Annotated in this window: 11 protein-coding genes; 5 read left to right on the forward strand and 6 right to left on the reverse strand. The window is 66.3% G+C overall.

Annotated features, from left to right (window positions below):
- The 3 genes from Q0Q36_RS10905 to Q0Q36_RS10915 form a co-directional block, all read left to right on the forward strand.
- Nucleotides 1-831: porin (locus Q0Q36_RS10905; protein ID WP_293798102.1), on the forward strand; the 831-nt coding region annotated here is incomplete at its 5' end.
- Between the two features lie 267 nt (nt 832-1,098).
- Nucleotides 1,099-3,432: an OmpA family protein gene (locus Q0Q36_RS10910; protein ID WP_293798105.1), complete on the forward strand. Its 2,334-nt coding sequence runs from the start codon at nt 1,099-1,101 to the stop codon at nt 3,430-3,432.
- Nucleotides 3,433-3,441: 9 nt separating this feature from the next.
- A complete protein-coding gene (locus tag Q0Q36_RS10915) occupies nt 3,442-4,212 on the forward strand; it encodes a hypothetical protein (protein ID WP_293798108.1) in 771 nt (256 codons plus the stop codon).
- Nucleotides 4,213-4,218: 6 nt separating this feature from the next.
- Here the strand turns inward: Q0Q36_RS10915 and Q0Q36_RS10920 are convergent, their stop codons facing one another.
- The 5 genes from Q0Q36_RS10920 to Q0Q36_RS10940 form a co-directional block, all read right to left on the reverse strand.
- The gene (locus Q0Q36_RS10920; protein WP_293798110.1) at nt 4,219-5,109 is read right to left on the reverse strand and encodes an alpha/beta hydrolase; all 891 of its coding nucleotides are present in this window, start codon (nt 5,107-5,109) and stop codon (nt 4,219-4,221) included.
- 70 nt (nt 5,110-5,179) lie between these two features.
- Entirely contained in the window at nt 5,180-5,605 is a 426-nt protein-coding gene (locus tag Q0Q36_RS10925; protein ID WP_293798112.1) for a MarR family transcriptional regulator, read from the reverse strand.
- 26 nt (nt 5,606-5,631) lie between these two features.
- The gene (locus Q0Q36_RS10930) at nt 5,632-6,927 is read right to left on the reverse strand and encodes an MFS transporter (RefSeq protein ID WP_293798114.1); all 1,296 of its coding nucleotides are present in this window, start codon (nt 6,925-6,927) and stop codon (nt 5,632-5,634) included.
- Nucleotides 6,924-8,078 carry an amidohydrolase gene (locus Q0Q36_RS10935; RefSeq protein ID WP_293798115.1) on the reverse strand — a complete coding sequence of 385 codons (1,155 nt, stop codon included), beginning with the start codon at nt 8,076-8,078 and terminating at the stop codon, nt 6,924-6,926. The genes Q0Q36_RS10930 and Q0Q36_RS10935 overlap by 4 nt, the downstream gene beginning before the upstream one ends.
- Before the next feature lie 242 nt (nt 8,079-8,320).
- The gene (locus tag Q0Q36_RS10940) at nt 8,321-10,399 is read right to left on the reverse strand and encodes a lytic transglycosylase domain-containing protein (RefSeq protein ID WP_293798116.1); all 2,079 of its coding nucleotides are present in this window, start codon (nt 10,397-10,399) and stop codon (nt 8,321-8,323) included.
- 168 nt (nt 10,400-10,567) lie between these two features.
- On the opposite strand from Q0Q36_RS10940, the gene dapA reads away from it, so the two are divergent.
- Together dapA and smpB are read left to right on the forward strand one after the other, a co-directional pair.
- Nucleotides 10,568-11,461 (forward strand): 4-hydroxy-tetrahydrodipicolinate synthase, encoded by an 894-nt coding sequence (gene dapA / locus Q0Q36_RS10945; RefSeq protein ID WP_293798117.1) that lies wholly within the window; start codon nt 10,568-10,570, stop codon nt 11,459-11,461.
- Nucleotides 11,462-11,626: 165 nt separating this feature from the next.
- Complete coding sequence (gene smpB, locus Q0Q36_RS10950) at nt 11,627-12,100, forward strand: SsrA-binding protein SmpB (RefSeq protein ID WP_293798119.1); 474 nt, start codon at nt 11,627-11,629, stop codon at nt 12,098-12,100.
- A gap of 9 nt (nt 12,101-12,109) precedes the next feature.
- Here the strand turns inward: smpB and Q0Q36_RS10955 are convergent, their stop codons facing one another.
- The gene (locus Q0Q36_RS10955) at nt 12,110-12,739 is read right to left on the reverse strand and encodes an NYN domain-containing protein (RefSeq protein WP_293798121.1); all 630 of its coding nucleotides are present in this window, start codon (nt 12,737-12,739) and stop codon (nt 12,110-12,112) included.
- Nucleotides 12,740-12,766 lie beyond the last annotated feature (27 nt).

Raw genomic sequence — 12,766 nt, forward strand, 5'->3', positions numbered from 1 at the left:
TTCGACTTCTACGCTGACGCTCTGAACTACGGCCCGATCCGTGGCTCGGACAACGTCGTCAACCTGCTCGCCTACACCGCCACCTTCGGCAGCGGCTTCTCGGCGACGATCGCCCTCGAAGACTCCAACGAGCATCGCGTTGCCAACGGCAACTTCGTCCAGGGCGGTTCGGACTATCCGGATCTCGTCGGTTCGTTGAACGTCACGCAGGGCTGGGGCTCCGCTCAGCTGTCGGGTGCCGTGTTCCAGCGCAAGACCGTCGCCAGCGTCGGCGTCGGCTCGGGTGACAAGACCGGCTTCGCCCTGCAGGCTGGCGTGAAGATCAGCCTGCCGATGCTCGCCGCTGGCGACGAGCTCTGGCTGCAGGCTGCTTACGCCGAAGGCGGTCTCTCCTACCTCGGCTACGGCGGCAATGGCGCCGGCGCGGCCTGGGGTGCCAACACCAACGTCGGTCGTCTGCTGGTCACGAACTCTGACGTCAACGCCGACGTCTTCGGTTCGGTCAAGCTGACCAAGGGCTACGCCCTGACCGCCGGCTTCCTGCACTACTGGACCCCCACGATCCGTCAGGCCGTGTATGGTTCGTACTCGAAGCTCGACTACTCGAACAACATCGGCGCTCTGGGCAACGTTGGCCTGGATCCGGTTGAGTGGCGCGTCGGTTCGAACCTGATCTGGTCGCCGGTTGCTGGTCTCGACATCGGCGTCGAGGTTCTCTACGCCAACGCCAAGGTCAAGAACTTCGTCCAGGCGGCTGGCCGCCCGGCCGGCGTGCTGACCAAGTCGGACGACTCCTTCCAGGGCCGTCTGCGCATCCAGCGCGACTTCTGATCGGTTTCCGATCTCTAGTCAGGAAGCCCTGGGGAAACCCGGGGCTTCTTTTTTATGTGGGTTGTCCGGCCACGCTGTTGACGGGCCACCATTGCTCGCGGCCATGATCGCGCACGAATGCTCCGGCGTCCGTTCCACTCGGGGGCGCTTGGCATTCGCTGAATCGATATCTGCGGATCGCTCAATAAGCCTTTGAAAAAAACGGGAGCGTTCCCGATAATGGGGGCTGCGCGGAACCTTGTGGTCTGCGCGGGCAGGGGGCTGTGCATGTCTCAACCGGCGCGTTGGCTCTGGGGGCTGGTCCCGCTGGGCCTGCTGTGGGGAGTTGCAAATCTCGCGCTCGATGCCGCGCTCCAGCGCGATGTCGGCCAGCGCGCCGAGCAAGCTGTCGCGGCGGTGGCTGGCACGGCGCCGGGGGCGCGCCCGGTCGTTGCCCAGGTCGATGGCCGAGACGTTACGATCGGCGGCGAAGTCTTGTCCTCGGACGGAGCGAACAAGGCCATGGCCCGCCTGCATGGCGAGTTCGGCGTGCGCCGCACGCTCGGTGGCTTGTCACAGGTTGTCGCCCAGAAGCCTTATTCCTGGTTCGCGAGCCGCCAGTCGGACGGAGTGACGATCGGCGGCTTCGTGCCGGATCTCGATACGGCCGCGGCCAATATGGCAGTAGCTGCGGCAGCCTTGCCCGGCTCGCGGATCGATGACCGCCAGACCGTAGCCTTCGGAGCGCCGGAAGGTTTTGCGGCGATGGCCGTGGCGATGCTCGCCGAGTTGCCGAAACTGGCTTCTGGACGCGTCGCGCTCGATGACGGCCGGTTCTGCATCGAAGGGAAAGCTGTCAGCTCGGATGCGTTCCTCGCTCTCGAAGCCGCGGCGCCGCAAGCTGAGCGGCCGGGTTTTCGTGCGGTCAAATGCGATATCGAGCCGCCGACCGTTACGCCCTATCGCTGGAGCGCCGAGCATGAGGCCGGTGGCGGAGTGGTGATGCGCGGCCTTTATCCGGATCGGGACGTTCGCGGGCAGATTCTGGCTGCGGCGCGCCAGGCGTTCGGAGCGGGCGCGGCTGTCCGCGATGGGATGAAGCCAGCGCTTGGGGCGCCCTCGGCTTTCCTTGCGAAGGTGACGCGCGCGCTCGGCGATCTGGCGCGGCTGCGGGAAGGAAAGGCCGAGATCGATGGCGACGACTATGCGCTGAGCGGAAAGGGGCCTGAGACCTATGAAGCCTGCCAGGCTTTGCGTCTGCAAATCGCCCAGATGGATGGCCCGGATTCGGTCGCGCGCGCCACGATCGCCTGCCCTCCGGTGCCGGTCGTCGTGCCGATGCCCGAGGTGCCGGGCTTGATCCTGGATGATGTCCTGCCGGCTTCGCCGAGGCCGGAGAATCCTGCGCCGCCTCCGGCACCGGACGTTCCGGCACCGCAGGGCTCAAATCTCACGCCCTCGGCCAGCACGTCGGTGGTGGCACCGCGCGCGGTTGCACTTGTGCCGCTGGAATGGAGCGCTGTGCGCAGCGAAAGTGGCCTGCGCCTGAACGGAAAGCTGCCGGATGAGGCGGCTCGCGCGGCCATCCTGGCCATGATCCGCAATCTCTTCGGCCAGGCGGCTGTCGACGATCGCATGGTCGTGGAGCCGGGGCTGCGATCTGAGCTCGACCTGCCGGCGTCGACCGCCTTTGCGCTGGAGGCCTTGGCCAAACTGAAGGCGGGATCGGTCAGCATTCGCGAGAAGACCTTCGCCGTTGCGGGCGAAGTCGCCGATGTTGCGAGCTTGGCGGCACTGCAGGATCTCCTCGCCCACAAGGCCCCCACTGGCCTGGAAGTCGCCGCCATGCCGGACAACGTCGTCGTGCGGCCCTATGGCCTGTCGCTCTCGGCGGATCGGACCGGCCTGCGCCTCTCCGGCTACCTGCCTGATCAGGCGACGCAAGCATCGCTGCGTGCACTGGTGACGGATTCGCCGCTCAAGGATCGATACGAGGATGCGGCGACGCTGGTTCCCGGGGCGCCGGCCGGTTTCGCCGAAGCGGCTCGCACGGTACTTGCCGATCTCCTGCGCCTCGACCTTGGATCGGCATCGGTGGTGGACGGCCATGTCACGCTGCGCGGATTGACCTGCCGCGACCTGATCAAGAGCGAGATCGAAACCAGTGCAGCGACTGGACTGCCACCGGGCTTCAAGGCCGATGCGGTGGTGGGGTTGCGCCAGACCGGCTGCGTGGTCGATCCGCCGGCGAGCTGCCAGAACGATCTGGACGGGCTGACGAAGCGCAACACGGTCCTGTTCGGCCAGGGAACCTCGGTCGTCGAACTCGACGCCACGACCGAACGGGTGATCAGCGAGGCTGCCGCCATCCTGAAGAAATGCCCAGGTTCTCCGGTCGTGATCGAGGGCCATGCCAACCGGGACGGCGAAAGGCGCGGCTTCGACAATGTGGATCTGTCGCTGCGCCGCGCCCTGCGCGTGCGCGACGAGCTGGCCCGGCGCGGCATCGATCCCGGCAAGCTCGCCGTCAAGGGCTACGGCAGCACCCGCCCGCTCGTGCCGCATGAGGCGCCGGAAGCCCGCGCGATGAACCGCCGTGTCCAGTTCACTGTGGCGAAATAGGAGACAGAGATGCTCTATCTCGCCAGCCAATTCGCCTGGTTCCTGCTCGCCGCCTTCGGCCTCGGCTTCGCCATGGGCTGGATCAGCCATGATGGCGGCAAGTCCCGCCTCTGGAGCGGGGCCTGGAGCGTGCTGGCCGCGCTCTGGATTGCCGGAGCTGCCCTGACCTGGGTTCAGCTTTTGAACGGCCTGGCGGCGACCTGGGTCGAGACGGCGTTGCTGTTCACGGCAGTCTACTGGGCGGGCTGTGTCGGCGCGACCCTCCTTCGCAGGACGGCTACAGCGGGAGTTGCGCAGGCTGGTTCGGCTGCCGTGGCCATTCTCGCGCCGGCTACCGCTGAGGCTTCTTCTTCCATTGCATCGCTCGCGCAACCGCAACTTCCACCGGTCGAGAACGAAGCGGAGCTGCCCGGCCAGCGCCCGGCCGGGCTCGTGGCGGCCCGCGACGACAAGGCCGACGATCTGAAGCTGATCAAGGGCATCGGCCGGCAGAACGAAGGCCGGTTGCACGGCCTCGGCATCTGGCATTTCGAGCAGATCGCCAATTGGACGGCCGAGAATGTCGAGTGGGTTGGCGGCTATCTCGCCTTCCCCGGCCGAATCGAGCGCGAAGACTGGGTCGGCCAGGCCAAGCTCCTGGCGGCCGGGAGCGAGACCGAGTTCGCCAGGCGGGCCAAGGCCGGGGAGGTCGAGACCTCGCGCGACGACGGCACGGCCGGGCAGGAGAATATCGCGGAGGTTGTCGAGGGCAAGGCCGAGGTCAAGCACCCGAAATCCTGACCCGGATCAGGCTGCGCGCCGCTCCGCGCGCCCGATCAGCTTGGCGATCCGCCGGATCATGTCTTTGGTGCCGAGCAGCGGGGCATGGCCCTGGCCGGGCGCGGTGTAGATCTCGCAATCGGGATGGCGCTCCGCCATCTCCTCCAGGGTCTTCTCCGCCAGGAGGTCGGAATTGGCACCGCGTATCGCCAGCATCGGCACGGCCTTGAGTGCATCGAAATAGGTCCAGAGCACCGGCAGCGGCGCCTCGAGATCGAGCTCCTCCAGCACCTTCATCAGCTTGACGTCATAATCGGGCCGGAGCGCACCGTCGCGATCCGTCCAGGTGCGATGCGCCATCATCTCCCATTCCGCTTCGCCCAGCGCCGGGAACTGCTGGTCGGAGAGCCGCTTCAGGATCTCGGCGCCTTCCTGGAAGCTGCGCGGCACCGGCAGCTTGCCGACATAGCCACGGATGCGCAGCAGGCCGCGCGCATCGATCACCGGGCCGACATCGTTGAAGGCGACGCCGCGGATGAGGGCGGGCCGCGCCGCCGCCAGCGCCATCGTCAGGAGGCCGCCGCGCGAGGTGCCGACGAAGACCGCCTGGTCGATGCCGGCCGCAACCAGCACTTGGACGAGGTCGTCGAGTTCGATGCGGATATCGTAGTTCTTCCAGTTCTTGTCGTATTCGGACAGGCCCCGGCCGCGATAGTCGAGCGCCAGCACACGGCGCGGCTTGTCCTCATCCTGCGCGAGGGCGAGCGCCAGCTCGTGGAAATCGGCTGCGGTGCGAGCAAGGCCGGGCAGGCAGATGACGGGCAGTGCGGTTGCTGCGAGCGGACCGTAATCGCGATAGTGCAGCTTGAGCCCGTCGCTGGCGCTGACGAAGCGGGAGGTGAAACCGGATTCGGGCATCGGGGACTCGAAACATGCAGGGGGACGCACCTAACCATGGCGTCGGCGACTGCGGAAGCCGGCTTTCGGCTCAGGAAGCGCCCCAGCGGCGCAGCTTGTCGATGCATCGATTGAACTGGGCGAGTTCCTCCGGCGTCAGAACCGACAGGAAATCGCGCTCCATCTCCTCGCCCAGTCTGTCGGCCTCTTGCCGGATCGCTTCACCCTGCATGGTCAGATGCAGGGCGACGCGTCGCGCATCGGCGCTTTCCAACTCGCGCTGGACGAGGCCGGCATCGACCAGCTTGCGCAGGTGCTTGGAGACCAGCGTCTGCTCGATGAAGGTCGCTTCCGACAGGGTCCGGGACGACAGCCCCGGCTGATCGCCGATGGCGCGCAAGACCCGTAACTCGCGGATATTGAGGCCGAGCCGTTCCTTGTAGACCTGCGAGGCCTTCGCCATCGCGGTCTGGCTCAACTGGTCGAGCCGGAAGGTCAGGAAGGGGTCGCGGGCCATCGGGCTCCCTTGGCGAGGCTTGTGGATCAGTTTTGCGCGCGTGTCCTGCTGGCCAGGCTCAGCGCGAGCAGCGAGACTGCCGTGCAGGCGATGAGATAGTAGGACGGCACCATGTCCGAGCCCGTCTGCGCCACAAGCCAGGTCAGGGTGAAGGGCGCGAGCCCGCCGAACAGCAGCACCACGACATTGTAGGCGATCGACATGCCGGTCGAGCGCACCTGGGTCGGGAACATGCCGGCGAGCAGGCCGGGCGTCGGCGCCCAGATCGCGGCGATCGAGAGCGCGCAGATCGCCTGCGCTGCGAGCAGGCGCTCGAAGCTCGGCTGCGCCACGACATAGGCCAGCAGCGGATAGGAGAGCAGCGCGAAGCTCAACATGCCAAGCAGCCAGACGCGGAAGGCGCTCCAGCGATCGGCGAGATGCCCCATGATCGGCACGAAGATGAAGAGCAGAATGCCGCCGATCAGCGAGCTCAGCATGGCGCTGGTGAAGGGCAGTTTGAGCTGGCGGATGACATAGCCCGGCAGGAAGATGAACCAGACATAGTTCGAGGCCGTGCCGGGGATCATGATGCCGAAACAGCGCAGCAGCGCGTTGCGGTGCTCGGCGAGCACGGCGCGGAACGGCGTATGCCCTTCGCTTTGTCCGCTGTCCTTCTCGTATTCCGGGGATTCGTCGACGAAGCGGCGGATATAGAAGCCGAGCGGCGTGATCAGCGAGCCCAGCAGGAAGGGAATGCGCCAGCCCCAGCCTTGCAGGTCCTGAGGCGTCAGCAGCGTCGCCAGCGCATAGCCGGAGAAGGCTGCCAGCGCGAGCGCGAGCGCCTGCGAGCACATCTGGAAGCTGCCGAACATCATCTTGCGGCCGGGCGGGGCGTATTCGACCAGCATGGCGGTGGCCGAAGCGAATTCGGCGCCGACCGAGATGCCCTGCAGGATGCGCGCGAGGATAACGAGGATCGGCGCGAGGATACCGATCGTCGCGTAGCCCGGCGTCAGGCCGATCAGCACGGTCGAGAATCCCATGATCAGGATCATTACCGTCAGGATCGGCTTGCGGCCGAAGCGGTCGGCATAGGTCGAGAGCAGCACGCCGCCGACCGGCCGGACGAGGAAGGAGATCGCGAAGGTCGCCGCCGTCAGCAGCGTCGAGACCAGCGGATCGGAGGTCGGGAAGAAGACCTGCGCGATGATCGTGGCGAAGAAGCCGTAGACCAGGAAATCGTACCATTCGAGGCCGTTGCCGATCACCGAGGAGATCACGGCGCGGCGGATCATAGCGGAGGAGCGCGGCTCGGCGCTCGGGATCGCGGCGGCGGTCATGCGTTGGCTCCGGTCTGGCGCTCGACGAGGCGGCACAGGATGCTGGCGCCGACCGGGATCAGCCGGTCGTCGAAATCGAAGGTCGGATGGTGGCACATCGCGCCGGGCTGGCCGAGGAATATATAGGCGCCCGGCCATTGCCGCAGCATCAGTGCAAAATCGTCGGAGAAGGGCAGAGGCGTCAGATCGGCCTGCACATTGGCCTCGCCGAGCACCTGACCCGCCGCAGCGGCCGCCGCTGCGGCGGCGCGGGGATCGTTGAGGCAGGGCGGGCAGCTCGCCTTCTTCGTGCAGGTGATCGTGCAGCCCGACATCAGCGCGAAGCCGCGGCAGGCGACATCGAGTTTGTCGATGATGCGGGCCTCCGTCTCGGGGTTATACGTGCGGATCGTGCCGCTGAGCTCGGCCGAGTCGGGGATGATGTTGGAGGCCGTGCCGGCGATGAGCTTGCCGAGGCTGATCACCGCCGGCTGCATCGGGTCGACATGTCGCCCGACCATCGAGGAGATCTCGGTCGCGAGCCGCGCCGCGACCTGCAACGGGTCGTTTGTGGTATGGGGTGCCGCGCCATGGCCGCCCTTGCCCTTGATCGTGATCTCGAACACGGTCGTGCCGCTCAGCGTCGGACCCGGGCGGACGGCGGCCGTGCCTTCCTCGTAGAGCGGGATGGTGTGAAGCGCGTAGACCTCGGAGCAGGGGAAGCGCTCGAACAGCCCGTCCGCGATCATCCGCTCGGCGCCCTGGCCGATCTCCTCGGCCGGCTGGAAGATCAGATGGACTTTGCCGCGCTTTGGCGGGTTGGCGGCGAGATGGCGCGCCGCGGCCAGCAGCATGACCGTATGACCGTCATGGCCGCAGCCATGGAACTGGTTCTTGGTGGTGGAACGGTAATCGAGCCCGGTATCCTCCTCCATGGCCAGCGCGTCCATGTCGGCGCGCAGGCCGATGGTCGGTCCTTCCGCCGCGCCCTTGATGACGCCGACGAGCCCGGTGCCGCCGAGTCCGCGATGCACCTCGATGCCGAAGGAGGCGAGCGTCTTGGCGACGAAGTCCGAGGTTCGGAATTCCTGGAAGGCGATTTCGGGATGGGCGTGAAGGTCGCGGCGCCAGGCCTCAAGCGTGGGCGCGAAATCGGCAATGTCCTGCAGCATCGAAATTCCTCCGCTGCCGGCAGAAAGTAATTGAAAGTTTCAAATATTGCAATCGACGGGGAAGGTCGTCGTAGGAACGTTTGGAACCGCCACGGTTGTCATTCCGGGGCGCGCCGCAGGCGCGAACCCGGAGCCCACGACTGGGTGAAACAATGGATGTCGATTTGCAGGCGGCTCCCGGTCGTGGGTTCCGGGTTCTTCGCTACGCGAAGCCCCGGAATGACAAGGGTGGTTTGATGGCCTCAGTCCCGCTTGCCGCCGCGCTTCAGGTCGTAATCGATCAGGTAGGCGGTGCGCTGGTTCAGGCGCTCGCGATAGACCTGCAGGTTCTCCATCACGCGCTGAACGTAGTTGCGCGTCTCGGAGAAGGGGATGCGTTCGACCCAGTCGACGGCGTCGACCTCCGGATCGCGTGGGTCGCCATAGGCCGCGATCCATTTCTTCACATTGGGCGAGCCGGCGTTATAGGCGGCGAAGGTCAGGATATAGGAGCCGCGCCACTCCTTGAGCAGGTCGTTGAGATGGGCTGCGCCCATCCGCGCCGCATAGAGAGGGTCCTGCCCCAGCTTGTCCCAGTCGAAGGGCAGGCCGGCGCGCCTTGCCGTCTCGCGGGCCGTTGCGGGCATCATCTGCATCAGCCCGCGCGCGCCGGCGCCGGACATCGCGGCCGGGTCGAAGGCGCTCTCCTGGCGGGCGATGGCATGGACGATGGCTCGCTCCATTGGGTCGCCGAGCACGTCGAAGCTCGGGATGCCGTTGATCGGATAGGCGGTCATGTCGAGCGGAAAGCCACGTTGCAGCGCAGCCTTGCCGATGCCGACCTGCGCGCGCGCATCGGTCTCGCGCCTGGCGATGGCGGCGATCGCCTCCAGCGCCTCGGTCGTGTGCAGACGCTGCGCCAGGTCGTTCAGCATCAGCGTGGCGAGATCGCGCTCGCCGATGCGGTAGAGCAGGCGCACGGCGCGATGCCCCGGCAGGGTGTCGAGCCCGGCCGCCACCGTCCGTCGCAGCGGCAGGCCGGAGAGCCCGAGCTTCGCCCGCGCCAGTTGCCCGTAATAGGCGACCGGCTGCTCCGCGGCCTTGCCGAAGGCGGCCTTGGCCTCATCGGGCTTGCCGAGGTCTTCATAGGCGCGGCCCTGCCAATAGGCTGCGCGTGCGATCGAGATCGGCGTCTCGGCGATACCCGCCGCCGCATCAAAATGCTTGAGCGCGACATCCGGCTTCTTGAGGAAGCGCAGCGCGATGAAGCCGGCATGCCATTCGGCCTCGATCCGCTCGGCCGCATCCTCCGCGCCATGGCCGGACGCGACCTCATAGGCCTTCTGCGCTTGGCCGGCATCGAGGAGTTTGCGCGCGATGATGCGCCGCTCCTCCCACCAGCCATCGCCGTCGCCGAGCAAGGATGGGTCGCGGGGAATCGCAGTCAACGCCTTCACGGCGTCGTCGAGCTTGTCGCTGCGGCGCGCTTGCTGCGCTTGCAGGAAGGCGAAGGAGACATCGCCGCGCAGCGAGGCCGGCACGGCTGAAATCAGCTTCTCGGCAATCGGCCGGCGCGCCTTGGCGCTGGCCAGCCGCGCCTTGGCCAGCACGACATAATCGGCCGAGACGCGGGCGGCGTTGCGCAGGGCCGCCTCGCCATTCTCGCGGAACAGGAAACGCTCGGTGCGCAGGCGATGATCGTCCTTGGTCAGCACCGCCTCGAAGGCGCCGAGCGCGATCTTTTCCAGCGATTGCCCGAACGGGTCCTTGCGCCAGGTCCGGCGGATAAGGGTGGCAGCCTCCTCGACCTTGCCTTCATCCTGGAGTGCGAGCGCCAGCGCAACCCGCCCGGCCGGCGAGACCGGCTGCTGGCCATGGAAGAAGGCGCGCACGATCGCCGGGCTCTTTTTCTCAGCGATCAGCGCTTCTTCGGCGCGGCGTCGAAAACGGGTCGTGGCGGGATAGTTCGGGTGATCGCGCAGGAAGGCGTCGATCCGCAGGAAGGGCACCGCGCCAGCATTGGCATGGATCGCGACCCATTCGAGCAGCGAGCGAGTCGAACGATCGTCGATGCGCGCGGCGAGTTCGTCGCCTTCGGTCAGCGCGCCGCGGCGATAGGCGGCGACGACCGCCTTCACGGCCTCCACGTTGATGGGCGTCTCGCCGCGTAAGGCGTTGGTGGGATAGGGCGGCAGCGCACTGGTGGTCTCGACATCGCCGAGCATGGCGAGCTTGCGCTGGCTCGCGAGCATGCCGTCATCGCCCGCGAGCGTCGATGACGCCGAGAGCATGGCAGGCAGCAGCAGGCCGATCAGTCTCCTCACGGCAGCAGGCGAGGCCATGGCGGAACTCCAGGCTCGGATGGTCATCGGGGAATGGTCGGGGAAGGCAGTTTACAGAGGCTTAACTATGAGGCCACGCATTTTCATGGCTTGCCGGCTTTGCCTTGGCGGAACGACGGTTTATGTGTGGCGGCCCTGCAACTCGCTTTTCGCCCTAGGATCGTCCTCATGACCAAGCACATTGCCTTCGCCGGCTCGATGCCCGCTCTGGTCACACCGTTCAAATCCGGCAAGGTCGACGAGCAGGCGCTGCGCGCGCTGGTCGAATGGCAGATCGACAACGGCTCGACCGGGCTCGTGCCCGTCGGCACCACCGGCGAAAGCCCGACGCTGTCGCATGACGAGCACAAGCGCGTCGTCGAGATCGTCATCGATCAGAACAAGGGTCGCGTCCCGGTCATCGCCGGTGCCGGCTCGAACAACACGATCGAGGCGGTCGATCTCGCGGTTCATGCCGAGAAGGCCGGCGCCGATGCCGTGCTCGTGGTCACGCCCTACTACAACAAGCCGACCCAGGAAGGCATGTACCAGCACTTCAAGGCGGTGAACGATGCGATCGGCATCCCGATCATCATCTACAACATCCCGCCGCGCTCGGTGGTGGATATGTCGGTCGAGACGATGACCCGGCTGTACGAGCTCAAGAACATCGCCGGCGTGAAGGATGCTACCGCCAATCTCGCCCGCGTCTCGCAGCAGCGCCACGCCATGGGGCCGGATTTTATCCAGCTCTCCGGCGAGGATATGACCGCGCTCGCCTATATGGCGGCCGGCGGCCATGGCTGCATCTCGGTCGTCGCCAATGTCGCGCCGCGCCTTTGCGCCGACCTGATGGAAGCGGTCCAGAAGGGCGACTATGCCGGTGCGCTGAAGGTGCAGGACCGGCTGGTGCCACTCCATGACGCTATCTTCAAGGAGCCCGGTCTCGCCGGCGCCAAGCACGGTCTGGCCCTGCTCGGCCGCATCGAGGAGGAAGTTCGCCTGCCTCTGCTGCCAGTGACCCCGGCGACGGGCAAGGTCATTCGCGAAGCCATGGTTTTCGCCGGGCTGTTGAATGCTTAAGTAGGGCGAATGGCCGATCTGGATAGGCACGGCCATTCGCCCGCCCCGCCGGGGTGGACGGAAGAATGACAAGACCGGTATTTTCAAGGGCTTGGGCGCCGATTCCGAATCGGATTCTCAAGCTCTGGCAGGGCCGGTCGAGCAGCATGGATTCAGCGGAACGGCATGAAGAAACCCGATCCGGAGCGCTATCGTCTCGCCGCGGATAACCGCAAGGCGCGCTTCAACTACGAGATCAAGGAAACCGTGGAGGCGGGCATCGCCCTGCAGGGGACCGAGATCAAGTCGCTGCGCGGCGGCAAGGCGACGATTGGAGAGAGCTATGCCGGCCCGATGGGGACGGAGCTGTTTCTGTTCAACGCCCATATCCCGGAATATCTCGAGGCGAACCGCTTCAATCACGAGGTCCGTCGGCCGCGGAAGCTCCTGCTTCACAGGCGGGAGATCAACAAGCTGATGGGCGCGGTCCAGCGCGATGGCATGGCCCTGATCCCGCTCAAGGTCTACTTCAACGACAGGGGCAGGGCGAAGGTTGAACTCGGCCTCGGCAAGGGCAAGAAGCTTCACGACAAGCGCGAGACCGAGAAAGAGCGCGACTGGAACCGCGATAAGCAGCGCTTGCTGAAGACGGGTGGGTAGGGCTGCGGCCTACCCCTCCGCCGGCTCGTCGCCCTGGCGGATGCCGTAGCGGCGCTCCAGCGACGGATTGGCGGGCGTTCCCGGCGCGGCGGTACCGCTGCGGCTGGCGCGCTCGGCGGGGTCGCGGCCGATCTTCTGCATGAGCTGGGCGAGATCGACGAACTCGTCGCATTGCCGGCGCAACTCGTCCGAAACCATCGGCGGATTGGTCGAGATCGTCGAGACGACCGAGACCTTGACGCCCTTGCGCTGCACCGCCTCGACCAGCGGCCGGAAATCGCCGTCGCCGGAGAACAGGTAGATCTGGTCGAGATGCGGCGCGAGCTCGAGCATCTCGATCGCCAGCTCGATATCCATGTTGCCCTTGACGCGGCGCCGGCCGGTGGCGTCCGTGAACTCCTTCGCCGCCTTGGTGATGACGCGGTAGCCGTTATAGTCGAGCCAGTCGACCAGCGGCCGGATCGAGGAGTATTCCTCGCTCTCCACCAGCGTGGTGAAATAGAAGGCGCGGATCAGGTTGCCGCGCCCCTGGAACTCCCGCAGCAGGCGCCGGTAGTCCATGTCGAAGCCAAGCTGCTTCGAGGTGGCGTAGAGATTGGCGCCATCGATGAAAAGCGCGATGCGCGGTGCGCCGCTCATGGCAATCACTCCTGCTGAAATATCTTA

Origin of the sequence: uncultured Allobosea sp. (assembly GCF_945957345.1) — a bacterium.
GTDB lineage: Bacteria > Pseudomonadota > Alphaproteobacteria > Rhizobiales > Beijerinckiaceae > Allobosea.

What these genes read in the sequence shown, in the direction of transcription:
- Q0Q36_RS10955 (WP_293798121.1), bottom strand. Translation starts at nt 12,739, where the DNA reads ATGAGCGGCGCACCGCGCATCGCGCTTTTCATCGATGGCGCCAATCTC.
- Q0Q36_RS10920 (WP_293798110.1), bottom strand. Translation starts at nt 5,109, where the DNA reads ATGCCCGAATCCGGTTTCACCTCCCGCTTCGTCAGCGCCAGCGACGGG.
- Q0Q36_RS10910 (WP_293798105.1), top strand. Translation starts at nt 1,099, where the DNA reads ATGTCTCAACCGGCGCGTTGGCTCTGGGGGCTGGTCCCGCTGGGCCTG.
- Q0Q36_RS10915 (WP_293798108.1), top strand. Translation starts at nt 3,442, where the DNA reads ATGCTCTATCTCGCCAGCCAATTCGCCTGGTTCCTGCTCGCCGCCTTC.
- Q0Q36_RS10925 (WP_293798112.1), bottom strand. Translation starts at nt 5,605, where the DNA reads ATGGCCCGCGACCCCTTCCTGACCTTCCGGCTCGACCAGTTGAGCCAG.
- Q0Q36_RS10940 (WP_293798116.1), bottom strand. Translation starts at nt 10,399, where the DNA reads ATGGCCTCGCCTGCTGCCGTGAGGAGACTGATCGGCCTGCTGCTGCCT.
- Q0Q36_RS10930 (WP_293798114.1), bottom strand. Translation starts at nt 6,927, where the DNA reads ATGACCGCCGCCGCGATCCCGAGCGCCGAGCCGCGCTCCTCCGCTATG.
- Q0Q36_RS10935 (WP_293798115.1), bottom strand. Translation starts at nt 8,078, where the DNA reads ATGCTGCAGGACATTGCCGATTTCGCGCCCACGCTTGAGGCCTGGCGC.
- dapA (WP_293798117.1), top strand. Translation starts at nt 10,568, where the DNA reads ATGACCAAGCACATTGCCTTCGCCGGCTCGATGCCCGCTCTGGTCACA.
- smpB (WP_293798119.1), top strand. Translation starts at nt 11,627, where the DNA reads ATGAAGAAACCCGATCCGGAGCGCTATCGTCTCGCCGCGGATAACCGC.